Genomic DNA, 25,837 nt, shown 5'->3' with positions numbered 1-25,837 from the left:
GGTCGGCATGGTCGTCAGGTCCCTCACATCCGGAAGACGCCGAACTGGGGGTCACCCAGGGGCGCGTTGGCGCAGGCGGTCAGGGCCAGGCCCAGCACCTGCCGGGTCTCCATCGGGTCGATCACCCCGTCGTCCCAGAGGCGGGCGGTGGCGAAGTAGGCGCTGCCCTGGGTTTCGTACTGCTGACGGATCGGTGCCTTGAAGGTCTCTTCCTCGTCCGTCGGCCACTCCTCGCCGCGCGCTTCGAGCTGGTCGCGCTTGACGGTGGCGAGGACGGAGGCGGCCTGCTCGCCGCCCATGACGGAGATCTTGGCGTTGGGCCACATCCACAGGAAGCGGGGGCTGTAGGCCCGGCCGCACATGGAGTAGTTGCCGGCGCCGTACGAGCCGCCGACGACGACCGTCAGCTTCGGCACGCGTGTGCAGGCGACGGCGGTGACCATCTTGGCCCCGTGTTTGGCGATGCCGCCCGCCTCGTAGTCGCGGCCCACCATGAACCCGGAGATGTTCTGGAGGAACAGCAGCGGGATGCCGCGCTGGTCGCACAGCTCGATGAAGTGGGCGCCCTTCTGGGCGGACTCGGAGAACAGGATGCCGTTGTTGGCGACGACTCCCACCGGGTGGCCGTGGATCCGGGCGAAACCGGTGACGAGGGTCTGCCCGTACTCGGACTTGAACTCGGAGAAGCGCGAGCCGTCGACGATCCGGGCGATGACCTCGCGCACGTCGTACGGGGTGCGCGAGTCCACCGGCACGGCCCCGTACAGCCCGGCGGGGTCGGCCTTCGGCTCCTCGACGGGCTCGACGGACCAGGGGAGGGGCTGCCGCCCGGGGAGGGTGGCGACGATGTTCCGGACGATCCGCAGCGCGTGGGCGTCGTCCTCCGCGAGGTGGTCGGTGACGCCCGACGTGCGGGAGTGGACCTCGCCGCCGCCCAGCTCCTCCGCGGTGACGACCTCGCCGGTCGCGGCCTTCACCAGGGGCGGGCCCCCCAGGAAGATCGTGCCCTGGTTCCGTACGATCACGGCCTCGTCGCTCATGGCGGGCACATAGGCGCCACCGGCGGTGCAGGACCCGAGCACTGCGGCGATCTGCGGGATCCCGGCGCCCGACATGCGGGCCTGGTTGTAGAAGATCCGCCCGAAGTGCTCACGGTCGGGGAAGACCTCGTCCTGCATCGGCAGGAAGGCGCCGCCCGAGTCCACCAGGTACACGCAGGGCAGCCGGTTCTCCAGGGCCACCTCCTGCGCGCGCAGGTGCTTCTTGACCGTCATCGGGTAGTAGGTGCCGCCCTTGACGGTCGCGTCGTTGGCGACCACCACGACCTCGCGGCCGCTGACCCTGCCGATGCCCGCGATGACGCCGGCGGCGGGTGCCTGGTCGCCGTACAGCCCGTTCGCGGCGAGCGGGGCCAGCTCCAGGAACGGCGAGCCCGGGTCCAGAAGGCCGTCCACGCGGTCGCGCGGCAACAGCTTGCCGCGCGCGGTGTGCCGGGCGCGGGCGCGCTCCCCGCCGCCCAGCCGGGCGGCGGCCAGCCGGGCCCGCAGGTCGTCGGCCAGCTCCCGGTGGGCCGCCTCGTTGGCCTGCCAGGCCGGCGACGCGGGATCAGCCGCGCTCGTCAGCACAGGTGCCTGCTGCATCGTGTCGAGCCCCCTTGCCCGTACCACTGCTACAACTCGGTTAATGAGCGTTAACGTGTGCCTTCAGGTTAACGACCGCTAACCCCCTTGTCTAGAATCAGTCCCATGAGCACCAGGACCGACGCCCCGACCCGCCGGGAGCAGATCCTCAGGGAGGCCGCCCGCCTCTTCGCCGAGCGCGGTTTCCACGGAGTGGGCGTCGACGAGATAGGGGCGGCCGTCGGCATCAGCGGCCCCGGGCTCTACCGTCACTTCGCGGGCAAGGACGCGATGCTCGCGGAGCTGCTGGTCGGTATCAGCGAACGGCTGCTGGAGGGCGGGCGGCAGCGGGTCGCGGAGGCCGACGGCGACCCGGACGCCCTGCTGGCCGCCCTGATCGACGGACACATCGACTTCGCCCTCAACGACCGCTCCCTGATCACCCTGCACGACCGGGAGCTGGACCGCCTCCGGGACGCCGACCGCAAGCGGGTCCGACAGCTCCAGCGGCAGTATGTGGAGGTGTGGGTCGAGGTGGTCCGCGCGCTCTACCCGGAGCAGACGGAACAGCAGGCCAGGGCGGCCGTCCACGCGGTGTTCGGGCTGCTCAACTCGACCCCGCACCTGGGCTCCGCCTCCACGGCAGGCGACCCGTCGGCCCGCCACACCACCGAGGCCCTCCTGCGCCGTCTGGCGCACGGCGCCTTCGGTTCGCTGACCGGCGCGCCGGTCCACGCCGTGGAATGACGCGGACGCGGCGAGTGCCGGGCGGCACAATGGGGGAATGCCGATACCCAGCCGCCCCGCCCTCGTCGAGCACCTTGTCCGTACGCGTATCGCCGGGGACGTCGCCACACCGCGCGACAACAACCTGGCCCACTACCGGAGCCTCGCCAACGGTGAACGGCACTACTGGCTGGGCCTGGAACTGGGGGATCGGTGGTCCGACGAGCAGGACGTGCTCGCGGTCATGGCCGAGCGGTGCGGGGTCAACGACGACCCCGAGCACCGGGCCGGCCAGGACACCATCGACCCCGAACTGACCGTCGACGGGCTCGACCGGATGGCGGCACGCCTGCGGAAGGCCGCGGCCGGGCGGGAACGGGTGCTGTTCGCCACCGGGCACCCGGGCGCCCTGCTGGACGTCCACAGCCGGACGGCCGCCGCGCTGCGTGCCGTCGGGTGCGACATCGTGCGGATCCCCGGCGGGCTCACCGCCGACGAGGGGTATGTCGTCCAGTTCGCGGACGTCGCGGTCTTCGAGCGGGGCGCGAGCCTGTGGCACACGCACTCGCCCCAGCCGATGAACGCCGTGCTGGACGGGCTGCGGGCGCTGGACCAGGCGCTGCCCGACCTCGTGGTGGCCGATCACGGCTGGGCGGGGCGGGCGGCCCAGCGGGGGATCGACGCGGTGGGGTACGCGGACTGCAACGACCCCGCGCTGTTCCTCGCGGAGGCGGAGGGGACGCTCCAGGTCGCGGTGCCACTGGACGACCATGTCCTGGACCCGCGGTTCTATGAGCCGATGACGGCGTATCTGCTGGACGCGGCGGGGCTGACGGCGTAGGGGGCTCACCCCGCCCCTTCCCGGGCCCGGGGCCCCGCCCCGTCGCCGTTCCCGGGCTCCCGGCTCCCGCTCTCCGGCACCGAACGGCCCGGAGGAGGCGCCGGGCGGGTGATGCCGACGGCCGGGCCGGTCGTGCCCGCCCCGGTGCCGTACCCGGCGCGCGCGGATGCGGCACCGGGGCGGGCGCCGGTGCGCGGCATCGGCGGGTGCCGAGGAACCGGCGGGGCGGCTGTGCCCCGGCCCGGCCGGGAGCGTGGGAGCGGCTTGCCGGGCCCGGCGGTCCGGGTGCGGTCCGCCGGACACCGCCCGGTGTGTCCGGCGCCGGTGATACGCCGGTGGACCGGTCCGCCCGGCAGCCTGGGTTCCCTCACGCAGACCGGGCGTCCCGGCCTCTCGGCGCCCGGCCGGAACCGTCCGGGGGCCTTCAGGCGCAGCGCGCCGGCTAGGCGCGCGGGACCCGCACCACGCCCTCCTGGATGACCGAGATCGCCAGGCGGCCGTCCCGGGTGTAGATGCGGGCCTGGCCCAGGCCGCGGCCACCCGAGGAGGACGGGGACTCCTGGTCGTACAGCAGCCACTCGTCGGCCCGGAACGGGCGGTGGAACCACATCGCGTGGTCCAGGGACGCGCCCACCACGTCACCGACCGCCCAGCCGCCCCGGCCGTGCGCGAGCAGCACCGAGTCGAGCAGGGTCATGTCGGAGACGTACGTCGCGAGGCAGATGTGCAGGAGGGGGTCGTCGCTCGCCAGCTTGCCGTTCGCGCGGAACCACACCTGCGAGCGCGGCTCCCGCGGCTCGCCGGCCGTCGCGTACGGCGGCTGCGCCACGTACCGCAGGTCCACCGCCTCCCGTGCCTTCAGCAGGCGCTCCGCGATGCTCGGGTGCGCCAGGCGGTGGGCGTAGCGGGGGAGGGCCTCCTCCGCGGTCGGCAGGGTCTCCGGGTCGGGGGCGGGCGGCATCTCCGCCTGGTGCTCCAGGCCCTCCTCGTACGTCTGGAAGGACGCCGACAGGTGGAAGATCGGCTGGCCGTGCTGGACCGCCACCACCCGGCGGGTCGTGAACGACCGGCCGTCGCGGATGCGGTCCACGGTGTAGACGATCGGTGCGCCGGGGTCGCCCATGCGCAGGAAGTACGAGTGGAGCGAGTGCGCGGTGCGGTCGGCGGGGACCGTGCGGCCGGCCGCGACCAGCGCCTGGGCCGCGACCTGGCCGCCGAAGACCCGGGGCACGATGGCCGACCGGGACCGGCCGCGGAAGATGTTCTCCTCGACCCGCTCCAGGTCGAGCAGGTCGAGGAGGTCGTCGAGCGCCTGGGTCACGGGGACTTACAGGCCCATCGACTTGGCGATGATCGACTTCATGATCTCGCTGGTGCCGCCGTAGATGCGGTTCACGCGGTTGTCCGCGTACAGGCGGGCGATCGGGTACTCGTTCATGTAGCCGTAGCCGCCGTGCAGCTGGAGGCAGCGGTCGATCACGCGGTGGGCGACCTCGGTGCAGAACAGCTTGGCGGAGGCGGCCTCGGCCGGGGTCAGCTCGCCCGCGTCCAGCGCCTCCAGCGCGCGGTCCGCGACGGCCTCGGCGGCGTCGACCTCGGCCTGGCAGGCGGCCAGCTCGAACTTGGTGTTCTGGAAGTGCGCGACCGGCTTGCCGAAGACCGTGCGCTCCTGCACGTACTGCTGGGCGAACCGGACCGCCGCCTTGGCCTGAGCGTACGCGCCGAAGGCGATGCCCCAGCGCTCGGAGGCCAGGTTGTGACCGAGGTAGGAGAAGCCCTTGCCCTCCTCGCCCAGCAGGTCCTCGACCGGGACCTTCACGTCGACGAACGCCAGCTCGGCGGTGTCGGAGGTGCGCAGGCCCAGCTTGTCCAGCTTGCGGCCGATCGAGTAGCCCTCGGACTTGGTGTCCACCGCGAACAGGGAGATGCCGAAGCGGCGGTCCTCGGCGGACGGGGCGGAGGTCCGGGCGCACACGATCACGCGGTCGGCGTGGACGCCGCCGGTGATGAAGGTCTTGGCGCCGTTGAGGACGTAGTGCGTGCCGTCCTCGCTCAGCTTGGCGGTGGTCTTCATGCCCGCGACGTCGGAGCCGGTGCCCGGCTCGGTCATCGCCAGCGCCCACATCTCCTCGCCGGAGACGAACTTGGGCAGGTACCGCTTCTTCTGCTCGTCGGTGGCGAGCATCTTGATGTACGGGAGGGCCAGCAGCACATGCACGCCGGAGCCGCCGAACTGGACGCCCGCGCGGGAGGTCTCCTCGTACAGGACGGCCTCGAACTTGTGCGTGTCCAGGCCCGCGCCGCCGAACTCCTCGGGGACGTTGATGCCGAAGATGCCCAGCTCGCCGAGCTTGTAGTAGAAGTCGCGGGGCGCCTGACCCGCGGCGAACCACTCGTCGTATACGGGCACGACCTCGGTCTCGACGAAGGCCCGCAGGGTCTCCCGGAAGGCCTCGTGGTCCTCGTTGAATACGGTACGGCGCACGGTGCGGCCCTCCACTCGACGATGATGCGACTAAGCGCTTGCTCATAACGAAGTTACTCGCGGGTCATCGACTCTGTCCAGAGTCGTTCAGATCACAACCGTCAGCGTGACCGGACGTTCACCGCCACCGCAACGCGAACCACAGCTCCATCCGGACCTCCACGTCGTCCAGGTCCGCGTCCAGCAGCGCCGCGCACCGCGCGATCCGCTGGCGCACCGTGTTGCGGTGGACGCCCAGGGCGGCGGCGGTGCGGTCCCAGCTGCCGTGCAGGGACAGCCAGGCGTGCAGGGTCTCCGCCAGGGCGGGCGCGCCGGACAGCGGTGCCAGCAGGGCGCCGGCGTGCGCGGCGGCCTCGCCCTCGTCCACCAGGGCGGCGAACCCGCTCGGGTGGTGGCGGGACAGGGGGGCGCGGGCCGCCTCGGCGCGGCGGAGGGCGCGGGCGGCCTGGGCGTCCGCCGCGCGGAGGTCTCCGGGGGCGGCCGGGGCGCTCACTCCGAGGGTCCAGCCGGGATGCGGGCCCACCTCGCGGGCGGCGGGGAGCAGCACCCGGACGGTGCCGTCCTCGCGGACGTCCACCAGCGGACTGCCCAGGGCCGGGGGCGGGGCCTGGGAGGCGGTGCCCGGGGCGGCGCCGGGGCCCCGGGCGTGCACCACGGTCCAGGGCGCCTCGCCCAGGAGCGGAGCCACGTCCGACGGGCCGGCGCCCAGCAGGAGCCGTACGAGTGCGGCCGAGCGGGTCGCCTCGTCGGCGGCCTGGTGGGGGGCGGTCAGGAGGGACAGCAGCACCATCGCGGTCTCCGCGATCCGCTGGTCCGACTCCTCCCTGCGGGCCATCGCCAGGCCCAGCGTCAGCCCCGGCGCGCCCGTCCCCAGGCTGTACGCGGCCAGCCGCACTCCGCCCGGGCCCGTGTCGGCCGCGGACGACGGACGCCGGCCGGTGCCGGCCACCAGCCGGACCAGGCGCTCCAGGGCGGCGCCCTCCTCGGGGGTGAGGCCCCGGCCGTCCGCCGCGTACTCGGTGCCGTCCGGCGCGTACAGCGCGGCCCGGCCGCTCAGGTGCCCGGCCAGGGCGTGCAGCACCGCCGGTACGGGGTCGGGGCGGGCCGCGGCCGTGGCCAGGGCGCGCTGGGCGTCCGTCGCCCGGCGCAGTCCTTGGTGCCGGGCCTCGGACATCAGGGCCCACACCGCGCGGGCCACCGCCGAGAACGGCGTCCGCGGCGGCACCTCCAGCAGCGGCAGCCCGTGCCGGACGCAGGCCTCGGCCAGCGGCTCCGGCACCGTGTCGTACACCGGGGTCACCCCGAACCCGAGCGCCGCCGCCCCCGCCTCCGCGACCCGCGCCGCGAACCGCCCCGGGTCGGTCCGCGCCAGCTGCACGCCCGCCGTCAACAGCAGCTCCCCGCCCAGCAGGTACGGGAACGGGTCGGCCATCTCGGACGTGTGCACCCAGTGCAGCTCGGTCTCCGGATCACCCGCGACCAGCCGCAGACCCAGTTCCTCCCGCGCCAGCAGCGCGCCCAGCCGCACGGGCGGCGCGAAAGGGGCGGTGGGTGACGCGGGGCCTGGCATGGACGTTTCCTCTACTCGGAGCCGTACAGATGGAAGAAACGTACACTTCTGTCCGCCCTTGCGCTCGCGTACCTTCGTCCCATGAGCACCGACACCCCCCGCGGCCCCATCGACTCCTCCCGCGTCCCGCGCTACGCCGGTCCCGCGACCTTCGCCCGGCTGCCGCGCCTGGACGAGGTCGGTACCGCGGACGTCGCCGTGATCGGAGTGCCGTTCGACTCCGGTGTCTCGTACCGTCCCGGTGCCCGCTTCGGCGGCAACGCCATCCGTGAGGCCTCCCGCCTGCTGCGCCCCTACAACCCCGCGCAGGACGCCTCGCCCTTCGCGCTGGCCCAGGTCGCGGACGGCGGCGACATCGCCGTGAACCCGTTCAACATCAACGAGGCCGTCGAGACGGTCGAGGCCGCCGCGGACGACCTGCTCGGCACCGGCGCCCGGCTCATGACCCTGGGCGGCGACCACACCATCGCCCTCCCGCTGCTGCGCTCCGTCTCGAAGAAGCACGGCCCCGTCGCCCTGCTGCACTTCGACGCCCACCTGGACACCTGGGACACCTACTTCGGTGCCGAGTACACGCACGGCACGCCGTTCCGCCGGGCCGTCGAGGAGGGCATCCTCGACACGTCCGCGCTCTCGCACGTCGGCACCCGCGGCCCGCTGTACGGCAAGCAGGACCTGACGGACGACGAGAAGATGGGCTTCGGCATCGTCACCTCGGCGGACGTGTACCGGCGCGGCGCCGACGAGGTGGCCGACCAGCTCCGCCAGCGGATCGGTGACCGTCCGCTGTACATCTCCATCGACATCGACTGCCTCGACCCGGCCCACGCCCCCGGCACCGGCACGCCCGAGGCCGGCGGCATGACCTCCCGCGAGCTGCTGGAGATCCTGCGGGGGCTGGCCTCCTGCAACCTGGTCTCGGCGGACGTGGTGGAGGTCGCCCCCGCGTACGACCACGCCGAGATCACGTCGGTCGCCGCGTCCCACACGGCGTACGAGCTGACGACGATCATGAGCCGCCAGATCGCGGCGGCCCGCGCGTAGCCGACGCCGCCGGGACCGCCTGAGGGCCGTCGTTCCGCCGGACGGAGGCCCCCGGTGGGCGGAGCCGAGAGCCGGGGGAGGACGGGCGCAGGCGGACCCGGCCCCGGGACCGCATCCGCAACCCTGCCGAGACGGACGCCCATGACCCACGCACACGACCTGCCGCCGCGCTCCACCGGTGCGGCGGCCGCCGCACCGCATCCGCCCGCCACCCCCCAGGGCGGCGCCTCCCGCCGCTTGACGGCCGGGAGGCTCGGCGGCGACCTCGTCGTGGAGACGCTCCGCGGGCTCGGCGCGACCACCGTCTTCGGCCTGCCGGGCCAGCACGCGCTCGGCATGTTCGACGCCCTGCGCCGCTCCGACCTCACGTACATAGGGCTGCGTGTCGAGAACAACGCGGGCTTCGCCGCCGACGCCTACGGCCGGGTCACGGGTGAGGCGGCCCCGCTCCTCCTCTCCACCGGCCCGGGCGCGCTGACCTCCCTGCCCGCCCTCCAGGAGGCCGCCGCCGCCAGTGCCCCGGTCGTCGCGATCAGCGCGCAGGTCCCGGTGGCCGGGCTCGGCGGGGGCCGTCGCGGCTACCTGCACGAACTGCGGGACCAGCAGGCGTCGTTCCGCGACATCGTGAAGTCCGTGCACCCGGTCAGGAGTGCTTCCCAGATCCCGTCCGCGATCGCCGCGGCCTGGCGGTCGGCGCTGACGCCCCCGCACGGCCCCGTGTGGGTGGAGATCCCGCAGGACGTCCTGACGGCCCCGACGACGCTGCCGCCCGTCACGGCCCCCGACGCCACCCCGGACCCGCTCCCGCCCCGCCCGGAGCTGACGGCGCTGGCGGCGCACCTGCTGACGCAGGCGGAGCGCCCCGCGGTCGTCGCGGGGGGCGGAGTGGTCCGCGCGGACGCCTCCGGCAAGCTCCGGGCCCTGGCCGAGCGCCTCTCGGCCCCGGTCGTCACGACCTTCGGAGGCAAGGGTGCGTTCCCGTGGGAGCATCCGCTGTCGCTCCAGTCGTGGCTGGAGGACCGGCACATGACGGACTTCCTGGAGGACGCGGACATCCTGCTGGTGGTGGGCTCGGGTCTGGGCGAACTGTCCTCGAACTACCACACGTTCGCGCCGCGCGGCCGGGTGATCCAGATCGAGGCGGACCTCGGGAAACTGGAGTCGAACCACCCGGCGCTGGGCATCCACGCGGACGCGCGCCCGGCACTGCAGGCGCTGCTGGAGAGGGTGGGGGAGCGCACGGACCCGGATGCGGCGGACCGCGTACGGGAGGTCCTGGCCAGGATCCGGTCCCGGATCGAGGCACAGGACCTGACGACGGAACAGGACCTGCTGCGGTCCATCCGCCGGGCGCTTCCCGCGGACTCCCCCGGTTTCTGGGACATGACGATCCTGTCGTACTGGGCCTGGTCGGCCTTCGACCCCCGCCGCCCCGGCACCATGCACTCGGCGCAGGGCGCGGGCGGCCTCGGCTACGCGTACCCGGCGGCGCTGGGCGCGGCGGTGGCGGACCGCACCCGCCCGGTCCTGGCCGTGTCGGGCGACGGCGGCGCCCTGTACTCGATCGCGGAACTCGCGACCGCGAAGCAGCACGCCCTGCCGGTGACCTGGCTGATCGTCGACGACGGCGGTTACGGCATCCTGCGCGAGTACATGACGGAGGCGTACGGCCGCCCGACGGGCACGGACCTGGCGGGCCCGGACTTCGTGGCGCTGGCGGAGTCGTTCGGTGTGCGCGCGACGCGGACGACCCCGGAGGGGCTGGAGCGGGACCTGGGGCAGGCCCTGTCGTCGGGGGTCCCGTCGGTGGTGGTGCTGAAGGCGAACCCGCGCATGTTCGCGGCGACGCACGTCTAGGCGCACCCGGCGGGCGCGCCTGCGCCCTGGCCCTCCCGCCGCACACCGATGCGGCGGGAGGGGGAGGGGCGGGTGCCTACCAGATCGCCTCCACCCACTCCGGGTGGTCGATGAACGGGTTCCGGTTGTACTGGTACTGCTGGTGGATCACGTCGTTGCGGCGCTTCTCGAACGCGTCCGGCGGGTCCTCCTGGTGCCACTGCTTCAGCACGGAGAGCCGCCCGTGGTACGGCGCGCTGCCGTTGTCGACCGAGTTGTTCGGCTCCAGGTCGGGCCAGTAGTCGTCACCCTCGTAGCGCACGGCCATGTACAGGATCATGCGGGCGACATCGCCCTTCACGGCGTCCCGCGGCTCGAACGAGTCAGCGTCCGTGTAGTTGCCGGGGGCGCCGTTCACCGGGCTGCCGCCCCGGTCGAAGTCCTTGTTGCCGCGGATGCTGTTGACCTGCACGTCGGTGGGCCGCAGGTGGTGCAGGTCGGTGCCGGGTCCGGTGCTGGTCCCGAAGCCGCCGTGGGACTTGGCCCAGACGTGCTCCCGGTTCCAGTCCCCGACACCGCCGCCGTTGAGGTTCTTGCTGCGGGAGGTGCCGCTGTAGAGCAGGACGACCTTGGCGGGGTCGGCCGGGTCCTCGTCCGTCTCCTTGAGGGCGTTCCAGACGGCGGAGTACGAGATCCTGCGCTGGTCGCTGATGATCGTGTGCAGCGCGTCCTTGAGCGCGGCACCGGACTTGCCGGACGCGTAGGCGTAGTACGTCTCGTCGTACGAGGCGGTCGCGGCGCTGGCGCCGGCGGTGCCGGGCACGGTGCACCCGACGAGCACCGCGGCGGCCAGCAGCGGCAGCTTCCAGCGGCGTCCGGCCCGTAGGGAGGTGGTCGGCGCAGAGGGCATGGGGGAGCCCCTTCCGGGGGTGATTCTCGCGCGAACGGTGGGGTCGTCTACGCGAGTTGACGGTTGCGGCAAGGGGAGAGTCGCACGGGACCGGTCACCGGAGTGTGAACGGTACGCGTCAATTCGGTGTCGTTGTCATGCGCGTGCCCAAGCTGTCCGCCGTGGGCCGTGCGGTGCCGCTTCCGCGGTAGCTAGGCCGCTGCCGGGCCCGCCGTGTCCCCGGCGGGCTCCCCCGCCGCCGCGCACCGGGTGAGGAGTGCGTCCAGGGACAGGTCCAGCTCCGTGGCCAGCGCCGCCACCGTGAAGAAGGCGGGGGTGGGTGCCCGGCCGGTCTCGATCTTGCGCAGCGTCTCCGTGGACAGTCCCGCGCCGGCGGCGACCTCGGCCATGCTGCGGCTGCCCCGGGCCTGGCGGAGCAGCCGGCCCAGCCGCTCGCCGCGTTCGCGCTCTTCGGGGGTGAGGGGGGTGCGGACCATGGCGGGCAGTCTACCGCGGTGCCCAATTTTTATACCGGTATAGTAATTGGTCATGGTGGAACTGAAGACCGACGCGTCCCTGGATGCGATGCGAGAGGCGGGCCGCGTCGTGGCCCGCGCCCTGACGGCGGCACGGGAGGCGGCCCGTGTCGGCGTGTCCCTGCTGGAGCTGGACCGGGTGGCCCGCGAGGTGCTGCGGGAGGCGGGCGCGGGGTCGCCGTTCCTCGGCTACCGGCCCGAGTTCGCCCCCGTCCCGTTTCCCGGGGTGCTGTGCGCCTCCGTGAACGACGCGATCGTGCACGGCATCCCCACCCGCTACCGGCTGCGCGACGGCGACCTCGTCTCCCTCGACTTCGGGGCCCGCCTGGACGGCTGGGTCGGCGACAGCGCGATCAGCTTCACCGTCGGCAGGCCGCGCCCCGAGGACGTACGGCTGGCCGAGACCGCCGGTGAGGCACTGGACGCGGGCATCGCCGCGGCCGTCGTCGGCAACCGCGTCGGTGACATCGCGCACGCCATCGGCACCGTGTGCCGCGCCGCCGGCTACGGCATCCCGGAGGGCTTCGGCGGGCACGGTGTGGGCCGCCGGATGCACGAGGACCCGGAGGTGCCGAACGAGGGCCGGCCCGGCCGTGGCATGCGGCTCCGGCACGGCATGGTGCTGGCGATCGAGCCGATGCTCATAGGCGGCGGCTCGGACGGCTTCCACGTGGACCGCGACGGCTGGACGCTGCGCACCGACGACGGCAGCCGTGCGGCCCACGCCGAACACACGGTCGCCGTGACGGACGCCGGCCCCCGTGTCCTGACGGCGCTCTAGCCTCCTCACGGTCCCGCACGGACCGGTCGGTCCGGGGGATCCGGCCGTGGTCACCCCCTCCGCCTCGTGGCGCGGGCCGCCGCGGCCCGGCCGGCACGGTGGAGGACGCACGGCCCGCGGCGGATGAGCGGAGCCGTCGGCCGTGGGCCTAGGACGAAAGTCGGGACCTCGGCCGGGCAGGGGCGGGGCGGGATGAAAACCCGCCCCGTCCCTGTTGCAGCCTTGCGGTAGGGAAGCGGAGAAACGGGAGGTCGCAGACGTGGCGTCGGCGGTGGGGGAACGGCAACAGGAACCCGGTGAAGGGTGGGCGCGGCGGCTGTGGGGGTACTGCCGGAGACATCCCGTCGACGTGTGGCTCGCGCTCGGGTCCTCACTCGGCGGTATGGCGCTCATGGCGCTCGTGCCGCTCATCACCAAGATCGTCATCGACGATGTGATCGGGGCGGGCGAGCAGTCCCTCGGCCTGTGGATATCGCTGCTCGTCGCCGCAGCGGTGGCCGTGTACGTGCTGACCTTCGTCCGCCGGTACTACGGAGGGCGCCTCGCGCTCGACGTGCAGCACGACCTGCGGGCCGAGATGTACGCGTCCGTGTCGCGGCTCGACGGGCGGCGGCAGGACGAGCTGTCCACCGGGCAGGTCGTCGGGCGGGCCACCAGCGACCTCCAGCTCATCCAGGGTCTGCTCTTCATGCTCCCGATGACCATCGGGAACTTCCTGCTGTTCTTCATCTCGCTGGGTGTGATGGCCTGGCTCTCCCTGCCGCTGACCCTCGTCGTCCTCGCCGTGGCCCCCGCCCTCTGGTTCATCGCCAGGCGGAGCCGTACCCGGCTCCACCCGGCCACCTGGTACGCCCAGGCCCAGGCCGGGCAGGTCGCCGGAGTCGTCGACGGGGCCGTCACCGGCGTGCGGGTCGTCAAGGGGTTCGGGCAGGAGGACCAGGAGACCGGCAAACTGCGCGACGCGAGCCGGACCCTGTTCGCCGGGCGGCTGCGGACCATCCGGCTCAACTCCCGCTACACCCCCGCTCTCCAGGCCGTGCCCGCGCTCGGGCAGGTCGCCATGCTCGCGCTCGGCGGCTGGCTCGCCACCCGGGGGCAGATCACCCTCGGTACGTTCGTGGCCTTCTCCGCCTACCTCGCGCAGCTCGTCGGGCCCGTGCGGATGCTCGCGATGGTCCTCACGGTCGGCCAGCAGGCCCGGGCCGGCGTCGAGCGCGTGCTGGATCTGATCGACACCGAGCCCTTCATCGAGGACGGCCGGAAGGAGCTTCCCGGCGATGCTCCCGCGCGAGTCGAGTTCGACGACGTCTCCTTCTCCTACGAAGGCGGGTCCCGGGCCGTCCTCGACGGGTTCTCGCTGGTCATCGAGCCAGGAGAGACCGTGGCCGTCGTCGGGTCCTCCGGCAGCGGCAAGTCCACCGTCTCGCTGCTGCTGCCGCGCTTCTACGACGTGACCGGCGGTGCCGTCCGGGTCGGCGGGCACGACGTGCGGGACCTGACCCTCGCCTCGCTGCGCGGTGCCATCGGGCTGGTACCGGAGGACAGCTTCCTGTTCTCCGACACCGTCCGCGCCAACATCGCGTACGGACGCCCCGGGGCCGCCCGGGAGGAGATCGAGGCCGCCGCCCGGGCCGCGCAGGCCGACCGGTTCATCGACGAGCTCCCCGACGGGTACGACACCACCGTCGGGGAGCACGGACTCACCCTCTCCGGCGGTCAGCGGCAGCGCATCGCGCTCGCCCGCGCCATCCTCGCGGACCCCCGGCTGCTCCTCCTCGACGACGCCACCTCGGCCGTCGACGCGCGCGTGGAGCACGAGATCCACGAGGCACTGCGGTCCGTGATGGCCGGGCGCACCACCCTGCTCATCGCCCATCGCCGGTCCACCCTGGGCCTGGCCGACCGGATCGCCGTGCTCGACGGCGGGCGGCTGGCCGACATCGGTACGCACGAGGAACTCCAGGCGCGGTCCGCCCTCTACCGGCGCCTCCTCACCGACCCCGACGAACTGGGCGGCGTCTCCCCCGGCCACCTGCCCCAGGCCGCGCCCCGCGAGGACGGGGACGAGGACGAGGACGACCGGGCCGTACGGGCCGAACTCGACGCCGCGTTCGACGTCGAGCGCGGCATCACCCCCGCCCTCTGGGAGCGCGAGGCCGCCGAGGCCGGCGAGGACACCACCCCGGGCGCCACGCCCGAACTGCTGGCCCAGGTGGCCGCCCTGCCCCCGGCCACCGACACCCCGGACGTGGACGAGGCGCGGGCGACCCGGCCGGAGGAGTCGTACGGGCTGCGGCGGCTGCTGCGCGGATTCGGGCTGCCACTGCTCGCCAGCCTGCTGCTGGTCGCCGTCGACGCGGGCATGGGCCTGCTGCTGCCCGTACTGATCCGGCACGGCATCGACGAGGGCGTCACCCGTCTCGCCCTCGGCGCCGTGTGGGCCGCGTCCGCGCTGGCCCTGCTGAGCGTCGTCGTCCAGTGGGCGGCCCAGACCGGCGAGATCCGGATGACCGGGCGGACCGGCGAGCGCGTGCTGTACTCCCTGCGCCTCAAGATCTTCGCCCAGCTCCAGCGCCTCGGGCTCGACTACTACGAGCGGGAGCTGACCGGACGGATCATGACCCGGATGACGACGGACGTCGACGCGCTGTCGACCTTCCTCCAGACCGGGCTGGTCACGGCCTTCGTGGCGGTCGTCACCTTCTTCGGGATCATGGTCGCGCTCGTCGTCATCGACGTGCAGCTCGCGCTCGTCGTGTTCGCGACGCTGCCGGTGCTGATCATCGGCACGTTCTTCTTCCGGCGCGCGAGCGTCAAGGCGTACGAGCTGGCGCGTGAGCGCATCAGCGTCGTCAACGCCGACCTCCAGGAGTCCGTCGCCGGGCTGCGGATCGTGCAGGCGTTCCGCGGCGAGCGGTCGGGCGGCGCCCGGTTCGTGGAGCGCAGCCTCTCCTACCGGGCGGCGCGGGTGCGAGGCCAGTGGCTGATCTCGGTGTACTTCCCGTTCGTCCAGCTCCTGTCCTCGCTCGCGGCGGCGGCGGTGCTGGTGGTGGGCGCGGGCCGGATCGAGGCCGGGACGCTGACAGCGGGCGCGCTCGTCGCGTACCTCCTCTACATCGACCTGTTCTTCGCGCCCGTGCAGCAGCTCTCGCAGGTCTTCGACGGCTACCAGCAGGCGTCCGTCTCGCTGCGGCGGATGCAGGAACTGCTGCGGGAGCCGACCTCGACGGCCCCGGCGGCCGAGCCGGAGCCGGTGAACGCGCTGAAGGGCGCGATCGCCTTCGACGGTGTCTCGTTCGCGTACGGGGACGACGAGGAGGCGCTCAGCGGCGTCGACCTGCGGATCCCGGCCGGGCAGACCGTCGCGTTCGTCGGGGAGACCGGCGCCGGGAAGTCGACGCTGGTCAAGCTGGTCGCGCGGTTCTACGACCCGACGGCCGGGCGGGTCACCGTCGACGGCAGCGACCTGCGGGACCTGGACCTCACCGCCTACCGGCACCGGCTCGGCGTCGTCCCCCAGGAGGCGTACCTCTTCCCCGGCACGGTCCGGGACGCCATCGCCTACGGGCGGCCCGGCGCGACGGACGCCGAGGTGGAGGCGGCGGCGCGGGCCGTCGGGGCGCACGACATGATCGCGACCCTGGAGGGCGGCTACCTGCACGAGGTGGCCGAACGGGGACGCAACCTGTCGGCGGGCCAGCGGCAGCTGATCGCCCTGGCGCGGGCCGAGCTGGTGGACCCGGACGTGCTGCTGCTCGACGAGGCCACGGCCGCGCTGGACCTGGCGACCGAAGCGCAGGTCAACCAGGCGACCGACCGGCTGGCCGGGCGGCGTACGACCCTGGTCGTCGCGCACCGCCTCTCCACCGCCGCCCGCGCGGACCGGGTGGTCGTCATGGACCACGGGCGCGTGGCGGAGGACGGCACCCACGACGAGCTGCTGGCGCTGGGCGGGCGGTACGCCGAGCTGTGGCGCACGTTCATCGGCGAGGGCGAGCCGGAGCGGGTCGCCTGAGTGCGGGGCCGATGAGTACGGGGGCTGAGTACGGGGCGGCCGGGCGGGGACGCGGGATCTGAGTAGCCGCACCGATGCCCCGGGCGCCGCCGCCGGATGGGATGGGGGCATGACCACGACATCCCCGTCCGCGCCCCGGACCGCGCCCCGGCTGCGGCCCGTGCCCGTGTCCCCGTTCCGGAGCGTTCCGGCGCGGACCGCACGCCTCCGGTCGCCGCGCGCCGCGCTCGCGCCGCTGCCCGCGCGGACTCTCGCCTGGGCGGTGCGGCTCTCCGCCGAGGTCGACAGCCGGTGCGTCTCGCGCGGCGGGGACTACTGCGCGGGCTGGCCCGACTGGTGGGTGATCACCAGTCTGGTCACGGCGGCCGTGGCGACCCCCGGGCCGTCGGCACTGATCCGGTGCCGATCCGGAGCGCAACCCTCCAGCAGTTCCCCGCGTCGTACGCACGTACGGGCATGAGGCGAGGGGGAGATCCGGTGGTCACCGAGACGGCATACGGCGTCAGAGCGCGGGCGCGGCGGCGGGCCGCACGGGTCCTCGCGGTGCTGGCCGCCGCGGTGGCCATGAGCCTCGCCGCCCCCGCCGTACCGTCCGCCGACGCCGCCGCGCTCGCGGGCTGCGGCGGCCGGCTCGCCAAGACCGTCACGTTCGGCGGCGGCGAGCTGCGCGTCTACAAGAGCCGCCGGTACGCCTGCGCCGTCACCGTCGCCGCCAGGCCCGGCGCCCGCCGCGCCATGGCGGTGACCCTCCAGCCGCGGGGCGGCCGGGCCGTCACCGACAAGGGACGGTTCACGATCCAGGCCGGGCCGGTGACCGTCCACGCCCTGAACCGCTGCGTCCGCGCGACCGGTTCCATCGCGGGCAGGAGTGCGCGCACGGGCTGGATCCTGTGCTGACCCGGCCTGCCGCCGAACGAGCAACTGCCCCTGGCGGCACTCCTGTTCGCCCCACTAGGTTCACCCCGACCGCAGTGAACCCAGTGAGAGGGCACGCATGCGCACAACGCTCAGATGGCTGCTGTCTCTCGTGGTGCTCATAGGCACCGTGAGCGCGGCCGGCACGGCCACCGCCGACGCCCCCGCCGACGTGGACATCAAGGACCGCGTCCTCGCCATCCCCGGCATGAGCTTCATCGAGGAGAAGCCCTACGACGGCTACCGCTTCCTCGTCCTGAGCTACACCCAGCCCGTCGACCACCGCCGCCCCCGTCGCGGGACGTTCCAGCAACGCCTCACCCTGCTGCACAAGGACACCACACGCCCCACCGTCTTCTTCACCAGCGGCTACCACGTCAGCACCAGCCCCCGCCGCGCCGAACCGACCCGGATCATCGACGGCAACCAGGTCTCCCTCGAATACCGCTACTTCACCCCCTCCCGCCCCCAGCCCGCCGACTGGTCCAAGCTGGACATCCGGCAGGCCGCCGCCGACCAGCACCGCCTCTTCACAGCTCTGAAGAAGATCTACGACCGCAAGTGGATCGCCACCGGCGGCTCCAAGGGCGGCATGACCGCCACCTACTACGAGCGGTTCTACCCGCGGGACATGGACGGCGTCGTCGCGTACGTCGCGCCCAACGACGTCGTGGAGCGCGAGGACTCCGCGTACGACCGGTTCTTCGAGACGGTCGGCACCGCCGAGTGCCGTGAGAAGCTGGCCTCCTACCAGCGCGAGGCCCTCGTCCGCCGCGAACCGCTGCTGAAGAAGTACGAGGAGTGGGCGAAGACCGAGGGCGCCACCTTCACCACCGTCGGCAGCGCCGACCGCGCCTTCGAAGCCGTCGTCCTCGACTTCGCCTGGGCCTTCTGGCAGTACGGGGACGAGGAGCTGTGCACCCGCTTCCAGGACCCCGCCACCGCCACCGACGACCGGGTGTACGAGGTCGTCGACACGGTCTCCGGCTTCTCCTTCTACACCGACCAGGGCCTGGAGCCGTACACGCCGTACTACTACCAGGCGGCCACCGAACTCGGCTCGCCCGCCCTCCGCACCCCCGCCCACCTCAAGGGCCTGAGCCGGTACGGCTACCAGCCCGCGCGGGCATACGTCCCGGACGGCATCGCCATCCGGTTCAAACCGTGGGTGATGCGGGACGTCGACCACTGGGTGCGCAGCCACGCGCAGCGCATGCTGTTCGTCAACGGCGAGTACGACCCGTGGAGCGCCGAGCCGTTCCGCGTCGACCGCGGTGCCCGGGACAGCTACGTCCTCACCGCGCCCCGCGCCAACCACGGCGCCGCCATCGCCCGTCTGAGCGACGACGACCGGGCCCTGGCCACCGCCAAGGTCCTGGAATGGGCCGGTGTCGCCCCGGCCGCCGTCCAGGCCGACCCGGACCGGGCCCGGCCGCTGGCGCGCTTCGACGCGCGCCTCGACAAGCAGGACGTGCGACGTGAGCTGACGCTCCGTCCGTGACGGCGACGCGGACCCGGCGCGCGGGGGGACGTCCCCCCGCGCGCCGCCCTCAGTACGACAGCCCGTGGCCGACCGGATGGAGCGTCCCGCCCCCGGCATCCTCCACCGGCACCGGAAGCCGCCCGCGCGGCGGCACCCGCCCCGCGATCACCCGCGCCGCGGCCCGCAGCTCGACGTCGGTCCAGGAGTACGTCGCCAACGCCGCCCGAACGCCGTCGAGGTGGGCGATGTCGTACGGGTTGCGCAGCGCGACCGCCACCACCGGTACCCCGGTCGCGGCCAGCCGGGCCACCAGCGTCCGCTGAGGGTCCTCGCCGCCGGGCGCCGACGTGCCCGGACCGGACCCGGCCGTGGGATCGGCGGGTGCCCCCGCGCCCGTCACGTTGTACGTGCCGACCACCACCGCGTCCCGCCCCTCCGCCGCGGCCACCGCCTCCCCGATCAGCGCCGTGTCCGGGGCGAGCCCCGTCGGCAGGGCGGTCACCGAGAAGCCCAGCTCCCGCAGCGCCTCCGCCAGCACGGCCGTCGGCGGGCCGGTCGTCCCGGTGGGGGACGCGGGATCGGCGCCGGTCACCAGCACGTCCCGGTGGGTGAGGCGGCTCAGCGGCAGCAGGTCCCCGTCGTTCAGCAGCAGGGTCGTCGTGGCGTCCGCGATCCGGTCGGCGGCGTTCCGGTGCGCCCGGCACCCGACGACCCGGTCCACGCCCTCCCGCGTGACGTACGGCCGCCGCAGCAGCCCCAGCCGCTCCTTCAGCCGCAGGATCCGCAGCACGGACACGTCAAGCCGCGCCTCGCTCAGCTCGCCGTCTCGTACGGCCTCCAGCACGGCCGTCCGGGCGAGCCTCAGGTCCGGCGGGTTGAGGAGCTGGTCGCAGCCCGCCTTCAGGGCGAGGACCGGCACCCGCGCGTCGCCGTACCGGGTCCGTACGCCCTTCATGCCGAGCGAGTCCGTCACGACGACCCCGTCATGGCCGAGCCGTTCCCGCAGGACGCCCGTCAGGACGGGCCGGGACAGGGTCGCCGGATCCCCGGCCGGGTCCAGGGACGGGACGACGACATGGGCCGTCATGACCGCGTCGGTCCCGGCGGCGACGGCGGCGCGGAACGGCGGCTCGTCCAGCGTCCGCCACTCGCCCGGGGAGTGGGCGATGGACGGCAGGTGGGTGTGGCTGTCGGCGGTGGTGTCGCCGTGCCCGGGGAAGTGTTTGGCGGTCGCCGCGACACCCGCGTCCTGGTAGCCGCGTACCTGAGCGGCGACCAGGCGGGCCACCGCCTCCGGATCGGCGCCGAAGGAGCGGACCCCGATGACGGGGTTGGCGGCGTTGACGTTGACGTCCGCCACGGGGGCGTAGTTCTGGCGGATGCCGAGCGCGGCCAGCTCGGTCCCGGCGAGCCGCGCGGCCCGCCGGGCCAGTGCGGGGGACCCGGCGGCACCCAGGGCCATGGCGCCGGGCAGCAGCGTGGCGGGCGCGCCGACCCGGGCGACGATGCCGTGCTCCTGGTCGGTGGCGATCAGCAGCGGCACACCCGCCCCCCGGGTGAGGGCGGCGCGCTGGAGCCCGTTGGACAGGTCCGCGATCTGGTGCGGGTCACGGGTGTTGTGTGCCCAGCGGAAGTAGACGACACCGCCGACGTGGTACGCCGCAACCGCCTCGGCGGCGGTACGGACCCCCAGCTCCCGCAGATTGGCGGCGGCGTCGGCCTCGTCGGGGGCGGTGGCGGAGTGCCCGTACACACGCGTGACGAAGAGCTGGCCGACCTTCTCCTCCAGGCTCATCCCGGCGACCAGCTCCGCGGGCCGGGCGCGGGACGCGGCGGCGGCGGGGGCGTGGGACGCGGCGGCGAGGGCGGCGGCCCCGGCGACGACCGTACGGCGGGAGGGGACGGCGCGAGTGTGCTCCACGGGCCCAGCGAAGGCCAAAGCCGCGCCCGGTGCAAGGAAGCGCGCACGGCACGCCCCGCACGCCCACCCGCAGCCCGCCGCCGGTGCCTGTGGGAGGGGTCCACCGGCGGCGGGGCGCTGCCGGCCGCGCGGGCGGCGGGAGAGACCTCGGCGGCCCGCGGGAGGAGCGGGCACCGGCACCGCGCCGCGGTGACCCGTCGGCAGCACACGGTTGTGACGCACGCCGTCCCGGCCGGGTTCCGGCGGGCCGTCGAGCCGCGGGTGTGCACCCCCGGACGGCACCCGCGAGGTGATGGACCGTGCCGTTACCGTCCGCCGTTCTGCTCGCGCCGGCCGCACGGCGGCGCGCTGGAGGCGCGGATCATGGAGTACGGGCGCTCGGCCTGACGCCGTGCCGGACTGCGAGAGGCTGCAGGGGCGCGACCACGTCCGCAGCTTCGGCCTCACCAGCGGGATCCCGGGCGAATCCGTTCCCGGGGAGCTGGACGGGACCCGGACCGGGGAACCGTACGGGGTACGGCTCCCGGCGCCCCCAGGGCCGCGTCGTGCGCGTTCCTGGGCGATGTGGCCGAGCCTCGGCGGGCTGTCGGCACTAACCAGGGTGGGCCGTCCCGGTCCAGGAGTTGCCGGTCCTGCCGGGAGAGCCGTCCGGAACGGGGCCGACGACGGACGGAGGCGGCCGAGCCGCGGTCGCGGGGCGCGTGAGAGGCTGCGGCCATGACCAGCGGATCGCAGAGCTATCTGGCCGAACTCTTCTCGCTGGAAGCGAGGACCGCGGTGGTGACCGGCGGCAGTTCCGGCATCGGCCGGGGGATCGCGGAGGCGCTGGCCCGGGCGGGCGCGCGGGTCGTGGTGGTCGCACGGCGGGAGGCCGAACTGGCCGCCACCGTCGACGCCCTCCAGGCACGCGGATGCAGGGCCGCCCGGGTGCGGGGCGACCTCGGCACCCGGGACGGGGTCCGCGCCGCCGCGGAGGAGGCCGCCGCGGTCTTCGGTGAGCCCGACATCCTCGTCAACTCCGCGGGCGTCAACCTGCGCCCGCCCATGGGCGAGCTGGGCGAGGACGTGTGGGACGCCACCATGTCGGTGAACCTGGAGGCGCCGTTCCTGCTGGGGCAGCGCTTCGGGCCCGGCATGGCAGAGCGGGGCTTCGGGCGGATCATCCACATCAGCTCCCAGCAGGCGCACCGCGCTTTCGTGCGGAGCGGGGCCTACGGGGTGTCCAAGGGGGCCCTGGAGTCGCTGGCCCGCTCCCAGGCCGAGGAGTGGTCCCCGTACGGCGTCACCGTCAACACCCTGGTGCCGGGCTTCGTGATGACCCCGCTCAACGCGCGGCTGTCCGCCGACCCCGAGCGCGTCGCCGCCCTGGCCGCCCGCACCCTGGTCGGCCGCAACGGGCTCGCCGGGGACTTCGCGGGCGCGGCCGTGTTCCTGGCGAGCCGCGCGGCCGGGTACGTCACGGGGCAGGCGCTGCACGTGGACGGCGGGTTCTCCGTGCACTGAGCAGTGTCTCGATGCCAACCCCCGGTGCGCGAAGGGGTGGTGAGCCGTTGTCGGATGCAGGTGCGAGGATGGACGTGCGGCCCGGGCCGGGAGGCGACCGGGGCGAGGACACAGGCACGTTCCGAGTGGTGGGAGGCGGCAGTGGCCAAGGAGATCCAGGTGACGTACGACTGCGCCGATCCGGGTGCACAGGCGGCGTTCTGGGCCCAAGTGCTGGGCTATCGCGTTCAGTTGCCGTCCGAGGGCGACGGCTGGGCGGCCATCGCGGATCCGGACGGCGAGGGGCCGCGGGTGTACTTCCAGAGGGTCCCGGAGGGAAAGACGGCGGTGAAGAACCGCCTCCACCTGGATGTGCGCTCAGCGCCCGGCCTGACCGGGGACGCGCGGATGGCCGTGCTGGAGGAGGAGGCCGCCAGGCTGGAGGGGCTGGGCGCGAAGCGTCTGTACCGGCTCGACTCCGACGGCGTGAACGAGGGGATCATCACGATGACCGACCCCGAGGGGAACGAGTTCTGCCTGGACTGAGGGCGGTGTGACAGACCGGGGGCGCAGGAGCGGAAGTGAACGTTCCGCCCTGATGTCCCTGCCGGTGGCGAACGCCTCGTGCGTGGTGGACGGCGACATCGCGAGGGCGGTGTTCAGCTCGTCGTGAGGTCCGGGGCGGGCAGCGTGCTGCTCAGCACCCGTACGCGGCGTGGCCGACGGCCGAGCCCAGCGAACCGCACCCGCCGGACGCGGGTCTGATCAGGTACGGCTCGCCCATGGGCTGTACCGCGTTCACGGCGTCGTTCGTCATCGCGCCCGCACGTGCCGGCATGCCCGGCGGGGCACGGGAGCCCTTGAGGTACTGGAATCCGTCCACCAGGACCTTGTTCCGGTAGACGACGTGGTCGCCCTGTCCGGCCGCCGCCGTGTCCGCCGCCGTCCTCGCGGCGGCGGCTCCGGGGCGGGCAGGGCACTTGAGGTGCCGACCAGCAGAACTCCGGCGAGAAGAAGTGGAGTCCCGGCCCTGGCTCCGAGGGTGCGACGCGTGAATATCGCGTTCATCCGCCTTCCGCGGGGAACGGTTCGCGTGTTCCTGCCCGTCGGTCCACGGAGGGACACATCCCGGCGCCGCGCTGTGACTCACGGGCGGGGCGGAGGGGCGTGGCGGGTCACTGGTTCCTGAGCCGGACGCCGTACCGGGAGCGCAGCCGGGCGATCTCCCACCAGGCCACGGCCGTCACCGACGCCGGCCCGCCGAGCAGGGCGGCGATCTGCACCGGCGGAGGGCCCGGCGGCAGCCCGCCGATGGCCAGGTTGATCGCCGAGAACTCCCACACCAGCACGCCCGTCAGCAGCGCCGGGAGCGTCGGGTGCACCAGCGTCGTGTTGAACGCGCTCCGCACCGCCCGCGCCGACGCGAACAGCACGAACAGCAGCGGCCACAGCGGCACCGTCATCACCAGGGCCCGCACCGGCAGCCACGCGTAGCCGGGCGGGAGCCGGTCGAGGAGCCGGGCGCAGCCCCAGAACAGCAGCGGCGTCGCGGTGAACGCCGCGAAGTACCACAGCACCGACCGCACCGCGGGCCGCACTCCGCGCCGCATCCACGGCCGCGCGTGCGGCGGCGCCAGCCGGAACAGCACCAGCACCACGACCGGCGCGCTGAGCAGCAGCAGCCACGGGCCGAACACCACCCGCATCACGAACTGCTGCCAGGCCTGGTCCCAGTCCTCCCCGGACCCGTACACGACGAGGATCGCGGAGGAGGCCACCGCCGCCGCCCACGCCCTGGCCTTCTGCATCCGCGCCACGTCCGGGTCGGTGACCGCGCGCTGGTCGGTCGGGAACACCCGGCGGGCCCGCGTACGCGCCGACCGCGCCAGCGGGTAGCCGACCAGCAGCAGCACCGCGGGCCACATGCACAGCAGCAGCGGCACCCACAGACAGCCGTGCATGCGCCGCAGCAGCTCCCGGAGCGTCGGCCAGTCGTCGCTCCGGAACCGGTCCATGAGCGTGGGCGGCCCCGCGTACGGATAGCCGTGGTACGGCCCGTACGCGCCGTACGGGTACGGCTGCGGGGGCCGCGGACCCGGGATGTACGGGGGCTGGGGCGGTGGCGGCGGTGGTATCGGCTGACCGTACGGCCCCTGCCCGTACGGATTCCCGCCGTAGGGATGCTGCTGTCCCCCGAACGACACTCTGAAGTCCTCCTGCTGGACGGGTGGATGACTGATGCCGGGTCGAACTCCCGTCGGATCATGACAGGTCGCGCGAGAGGGCGCCGCCGGGGGCGGAGAACGGGAGTGCGCGGGGTGCCCGAGTCCAATGCTGAGGACATGCCGTGACGCCCGCCCGATCGCTCCCGCGCACCTCCCGTGCCTCCTTCGTCCCCCACCTCACCGTGATCGACTTCAGGATGAAGGAGCCCATCCGCATGCCCTCGACACCGGCTGTCGACGTCCCCGCCGCCTTCGCCGCCTCCTACGGCGCGCACGGCCCCGAAGAACGCGCCTGGCTCGCCGCACTGCCCCGCCTGGGCGCCCGGTTCCTGGACCGCTGGGACCTGCGCCCTGACGGACCCGCAGCGTACGGCACGGCCTCCCCTGGTCCTGCCCGTGCTCCGGGCCGACGGCACTCCCGCCGCCCTGAAACTCCAGCGCCGGCGCGAGGAGACGGCGAGCGCGGCGGCGAGTCTGTGCGCCTGGGACGGAAACGGTGCGGTCCGGCTGCTGGCCCACGACGACGAGACCGCCACCCACCTGCTCGAACGCCGGGACCCGGCACGTCCGTTGTCGTCGCTGCCGGACCGGCGGGCGGCCCTGCGGGTCCTCACCGGACTGCTGGCCCGGCTGTCCGCCGTGCCCGCGCCGCCGGGCCTGCGGTCCCTGTCGGAGGTGGCGGCGGCGATGCTGGACGAGGCTCCCCGGGCCGTGCGGGCCCTGCACGACCCCGCCGGACGGCGGCTGCTGCGGGCCTGCGCGTCCGCCGTGGCGGAGCTGCTGGACGAGCCGGGAGACCGGCTGCTCCACTGGGACCTGCACCACGACAATGTCCTCGCCGGGGAGCGCGAGCCCTGGCTGGCGATCGCCCCCGAGCCGCTGTCCGGTGACCCGGGCTTCGAACTGCTGCCCGCGCTGCGGGACTTCTGGGGCGACGCGGCGGCGACGGGTGACGCGGAGCGGGCGGTGCTCCACCGCTTCGGCCTCCTGGCGGAGGCGCTCTCCCCGGACCGGTGCCGGGCTGCCGGCCGGACACCGGGCCGGGTCCTCCAGGACGCCCTGTGGGTGTCGAGGACGGGGAGCAGGCTCTGGACCCGGTCCAGGTGACGGTCGCGAGGGCGCTGCTGGGGCGGGAGCTGAACCGGGCCCCGGGCCCCGGGAGGTGACGGCGTGGGCGGCGGCCACGGGCCGGATGCCCGGCGAAGACCGCCCGTGCGGCTGGGAAACGGTGAGGCGGGTGCCCTCGGAGCCGCGGCCGCTCTTGGTGCGGCAGACGGAGGTCCGGGCGTGCCGGGAGACCCGCACGGCGACGCCGTGCTGCCCGTCGCGGCCGAGCCGACCGCGAACGCCGCCACGCACGGCCGCGTACCCGGCGGGCAGTCCGAGCCGGGGCTCGTACGGACCGGTGCCGGTCACCGCAGGGGCGGGGTTGTCGGGCGCTCCCGGGCCGCCCGGGACGGCCCGACGCG

Annotated in this window: 20 protein-coding genes and 1 pseudogene; 12 read left to right on the top strand and 9 right to left on the bottom strand. The window is 74.0% G+C overall.

Going from position 1 to position 25,837, the window contains the following annotated elements; genetic code table 11:
* Positions 1-23: 23 nt before the first annotated feature.
* Positions 24-1,640, bottom strand: coding sequence for a carboxyl transferase domain-containing protein (locus I3F58_RS12030; RefSeq protein WP_240108330.1), 1,617 nt, complete (start codon positions 1,638-1,640; stop codon positions 24-26).
* A 105-nt stretch (positions 1,641-1,745) separates the two neighbouring features.
* Here I3F58_RS12030 and I3F58_RS12025 point away from each other — a divergent pair, with 105 nt between their 5' ends.
* Together I3F58_RS12025 and I3F58_RS12020 are read left to right on the top strand one after the other, a co-directional pair.
* Positions 1,746-2,366 (top strand): TetR/AcrR family transcriptional regulator, encoded by a 621-nt coding sequence (locus I3F58_RS12025; protein ID WP_240108329.1) that lies wholly within the window; start codon positions 1,746-1,748, stop codon positions 2,364-2,366.
* Positions 2,367-2,403: 37 nt separating this feature from the next.
* Positions 2,404-3,186 (top strand): phosphatase, encoded by a 783-nt coding sequence (locus I3F58_RS12020; protein WP_240108328.1) that lies wholly within the window; start codon positions 2,404-2,406, stop codon positions 3,184-3,186.
* Between the two features lie 442 nt (positions 3,187-3,628).
* Here I3F58_RS12020 and tesB read toward each other — a convergent pair whose 3' ends face one another.
* The 3 genes from tesB to I3F58_RS12005 all read right to left on the bottom strand — a co-directional run bounded on the left by tesB (position 3,629) and on the right by I3F58_RS12005 (position 7,241).
* A complete protein-coding gene (gene tesB, locus I3F58_RS12015; RefSeq protein ID WP_240108327.1) occupies positions 3,629-4,507 on the bottom strand; it encodes an acyl-CoA thioesterase II in 879 nt (292 codons plus the stop codon).
* A gap of 6 nt (positions 4,508-4,513) precedes the next feature.
* On the bottom strand, positions 4,514-5,671 hold the full coding sequence (locus I3F58_RS12010; RefSeq protein ID WP_240108326.1) for an acyl-CoA dehydrogenase family protein: 1,158 nt from the start codon (positions 5,669-5,671) through the stop codon (positions 4,514-4,516).
* Between the two features lie 118 nt (positions 5,672-5,789).
* Complete coding sequence (locus I3F58_RS12005) at positions 5,790-7,241, bottom strand: PucR family transcriptional regulator (protein ID WP_240108325.1); 1,452 nt, start codon at positions 7,239-7,241, stop codon at positions 5,790-5,792.
* A gap of 81 nt (positions 7,242-7,322) precedes the next feature.
* Here I3F58_RS12005 and speB point away from each other — a divergent pair, with 81 nt between their 5' ends.
* The gene (speB, locus tag I3F58_RS12000) at positions 7,323-8,285 is read left to right on the top strand and encodes an agmatinase (protein WP_240108324.1); all 963 of its coding nucleotides are present in this window, start codon (positions 7,323-7,325) and stop codon (positions 8,283-8,285) included.
* 141 nt (positions 8,286-8,426) lie between these two features.
* Positions 8,427-10,142: a thiamine pyrophosphate-binding protein gene (locus I3F58_RS11995; protein WP_240108323.1), complete on the top strand. Its 1,716-nt coding sequence runs from the start codon at positions 8,427-8,429 to the stop codon at positions 10,140-10,142.
* Positions 10,143-10,218: 76 nt separating this feature from the next.
* Here I3F58_RS11995 and I3F58_RS11990 read toward each other — a convergent pair whose 3' ends face one another.
* Positions 10,219-11,031: an endonuclease I family protein gene (locus I3F58_RS11990; RefSeq protein ID WP_240108322.1), complete on the bottom strand. Its 813-nt coding sequence runs from the start codon at positions 11,029-11,031 to the stop codon at positions 10,219-10,221.
* Positions 11,032-11,222: 191 nt separating this feature from the next.
* Positions 11,223-11,507 (bottom strand): helix-turn-helix domain-containing protein, encoded by a 285-nt coding sequence (locus tag I3F58_RS11985; RefSeq protein ID WP_240108321.1) that lies wholly within the window; start codon positions 11,505-11,507, stop codon positions 11,223-11,225.
* 52 nt (positions 11,508-11,559) lie between these two features.
* On the opposite strand from I3F58_RS11985, the gene map reads away from it, so the two are divergent.
* The 5 genes from map (at position 11,560) to I3F58_RS11960 (ending at position 18,758) form a co-directional block, all read left to right on the top strand.
* The gene (map, locus tag I3F58_RS11980) at positions 11,560-12,327 is read left to right on the top strand and encodes a type I methionyl aminopeptidase (RefSeq protein WP_240108320.1); all 768 of its coding nucleotides are present in this window, start codon (positions 11,560-11,562) and stop codon (positions 12,325-12,327) included.
* 382 nt (positions 12,328-12,709) lie between these two features.
* Positions 12,710-16,342, top strand: a complete 3,633-nt coding sequence (locus I3F58_RS11975; RefSeq protein WP_374207955.1) for an ABC transporter ATP-binding protein — start codon at positions 12,710-12,712, stop codon at positions 16,340-16,342.
* A gap of 109 nt (positions 16,343-16,451) precedes the next feature.
* Positions 16,452-16,802: a hypothetical protein gene (locus tag I3F58_RS11970; RefSeq protein ID WP_240108318.1), complete on the top strand. Its 351-nt coding sequence runs from the start codon at positions 16,452-16,454 to the stop codon at positions 16,800-16,802.
* Positions 16,803-16,906: 104 nt separating this feature from the next.
* Positions 16,907-17,239, top strand: coding sequence for a hypothetical protein (locus tag I3F58_RS11965; RefSeq protein ID WP_275678436.1), 333 nt, complete (start codon positions 16,907-16,909; stop codon positions 17,237-17,239).
* A 97-nt stretch (positions 17,240-17,336) separates the two neighbouring features.
* On the top strand, positions 17,337-18,758 hold the full coding sequence (locus tag I3F58_RS11960) for a S28 family serine protease (RefSeq protein ID WP_240108316.1): 1,422 nt from the start codon (positions 17,337-17,339) through the stop codon (positions 18,756-18,758).
* A gap of 49 nt (positions 18,759-18,807) precedes the next feature.
* On the opposite strand, the gene I3F58_RS11955 is transcribed toward I3F58_RS11960, so the two are convergent.
* Positions 18,808-20,661 (bottom strand): glycoside hydrolase family 3 protein, encoded by a 1,854-nt coding sequence (locus I3F58_RS11955; protein ID WP_240108315.1) that lies wholly within the window; start codon positions 20,659-20,661, stop codon positions 18,808-18,810.
* Between the two features lie 717 nt (positions 20,662-21,378).
* On the opposite strand from I3F58_RS11955, the gene I3F58_RS11950 reads away from it, so the two are divergent.
* Both I3F58_RS11950 and I3F58_RS11945 read left to right on the top strand, forming a co-directional pair.
* Complete coding sequence (locus I3F58_RS11950) at positions 21,379-22,164, top strand: SDR family NAD(P)-dependent oxidoreductase (protein ID WP_240108314.1); 786 nt, start codon at positions 21,379-21,381, stop codon at positions 22,162-22,164.
* A gap of 141 nt (positions 22,165-22,305) precedes the next feature.
* Positions 22,306-22,689: a VOC family protein gene (locus tag I3F58_RS11945; RefSeq protein WP_240108313.1), complete on the top strand. Its 384-nt coding sequence runs from the start codon at positions 22,306-22,308 to the stop codon at positions 22,687-22,689.
* Between the two features lie 151 nt (positions 22,690-22,840).
* Here the strand turns inward: I3F58_RS11945 and I3F58_RS11940 are convergent, their stop codons facing one another.
* Both I3F58_RS11940 and I3F58_RS11935 read right to left on the bottom strand, forming a co-directional pair.
* Positions 22,841-23,026 (bottom strand): hypothetical protein, encoded by a 186-nt coding sequence (locus I3F58_RS11940; RefSeq protein WP_240108312.1) that lies wholly within the window; start codon positions 23,024-23,026, stop codon positions 22,841-22,843.
* A gap of 292 nt (positions 23,027-23,318) precedes the next feature.
* The gene (locus I3F58_RS11935; RefSeq protein WP_240108311.1) at positions 23,319-24,347 is read right to left on the bottom strand and encodes a hypothetical protein; all 1,029 of its coding nucleotides are present in this window, start codon (positions 24,345-24,347) and stop codon (positions 23,319-23,321) included.
* 236 nt (positions 24,348-24,583) lie between these two features.
* Between I3F58_RS11935 and I3F58_RS11930 the strand changes: the two are divergent.
* Positions 24,584-25,534, top strand: a pseudogene (locus I3F58_RS11930) (aminoglycoside phosphotransferase family protein).
* Positions 25,535-25,837: the final 303 nt, after the last annotated feature.

It is taken from the genome of Streptomyces sp. MUM 203J (assembly GCF_022414595.1).
Lineage (GTDB): Bacteria > Actinomycetota > Actinomycetes > Streptomycetales > Streptomycetaceae > Streptomyces.
This window is presented reverse-complemented; position numbering and strand designations above follow the sequence as displayed.

Coding starts and splice junctions, on each gene's coding strand:
- I3F58_RS12030 (WP_240108330.1), bottom strand. CDS start 1,640: ATGCAGCAGGCACCTGTGCTGACGAGCGCGGCTGATCCCGCGTCGCCG.
- I3F58_RS12025 (WP_240108329.1), top strand. CDS start 1,746: ATGAGCACCAGGACCGACGCCCCGACCCGCCGGGAGCAGATCCTCAGG.
- I3F58_RS12020 (WP_240108328.1), top strand. CDS start 2,404: ATGCCGATACCCAGCCGCCCCGCCCTCGTCGAGCACCTTGTCCGTACG.
- I3F58_RS12005 (WP_240108325.1), bottom strand. CDS start 7,241: ATGCCAGGCCCCGCGTCACCCACCGCCCCTTTCGCGCCGCCCGTGCGG.
- speB (WP_240108324.1), top strand. CDS start 7,323: ATGAGCACCGACACCCCCCGCGGCCCCATCGACTCCTCCCGCGTCCCG.
- I3F58_RS11995 (WP_240108323.1), top strand. CDS start 8,427: ATGACCCACGCACACGACCTGCCGCCGCGCTCCACCGGTGCGGCGGCC.
- I3F58_RS11990 (WP_240108322.1), bottom strand. CDS start 11,031: ATGCCCTCTGCGCCGACCACCTCCCTACGGGCCGGACGCCGCTGGAAG.
- I3F58_RS11985 (WP_240108321.1), bottom strand. CDS start 11,507: ATGGTCCGCACCCCCCTCACCCCCGAAGAGCGCGAACGCGGCGAGCGG.
- map (WP_240108320.1), top strand. CDS start 11,560: ATGGTGGAACTGAAGACCGACGCGTCCCTGGATGCGATGCGAGAGGCG.
- I3F58_RS11975 (WP_374207955.1), top strand. CDS start 12,710: ATGGCGCTCATGGCGCTCGTGCCGCTCATCACCAAGATCGTCATCGAC.
- I3F58_RS11970 (WP_240108318.1), top strand. CDS start 16,452: ATGACCACGACATCCCCGTCCGCGCCCCGGACCGCGCCCCGGCTGCGG.
- I3F58_RS11965 (WP_275678436.1), top strand. CDS start 16,907: ATGAGCCTCGCCGCCCCCGCCGTACCGTCCGCCGACGCCGCCGCGCTC.
- I3F58_RS11960 (WP_240108316.1), top strand. CDS start 17,337: ATGCGCACAACGCTCAGATGGCTGCTGTCTCTCGTGGTGCTCATAGGC.
- I3F58_RS11950 (WP_240108314.1), top strand. CDS start 21,379: ATGACCAGCGGATCGCAGAGCTATCTGGCCGAACTCTTCTCGCTGGAA.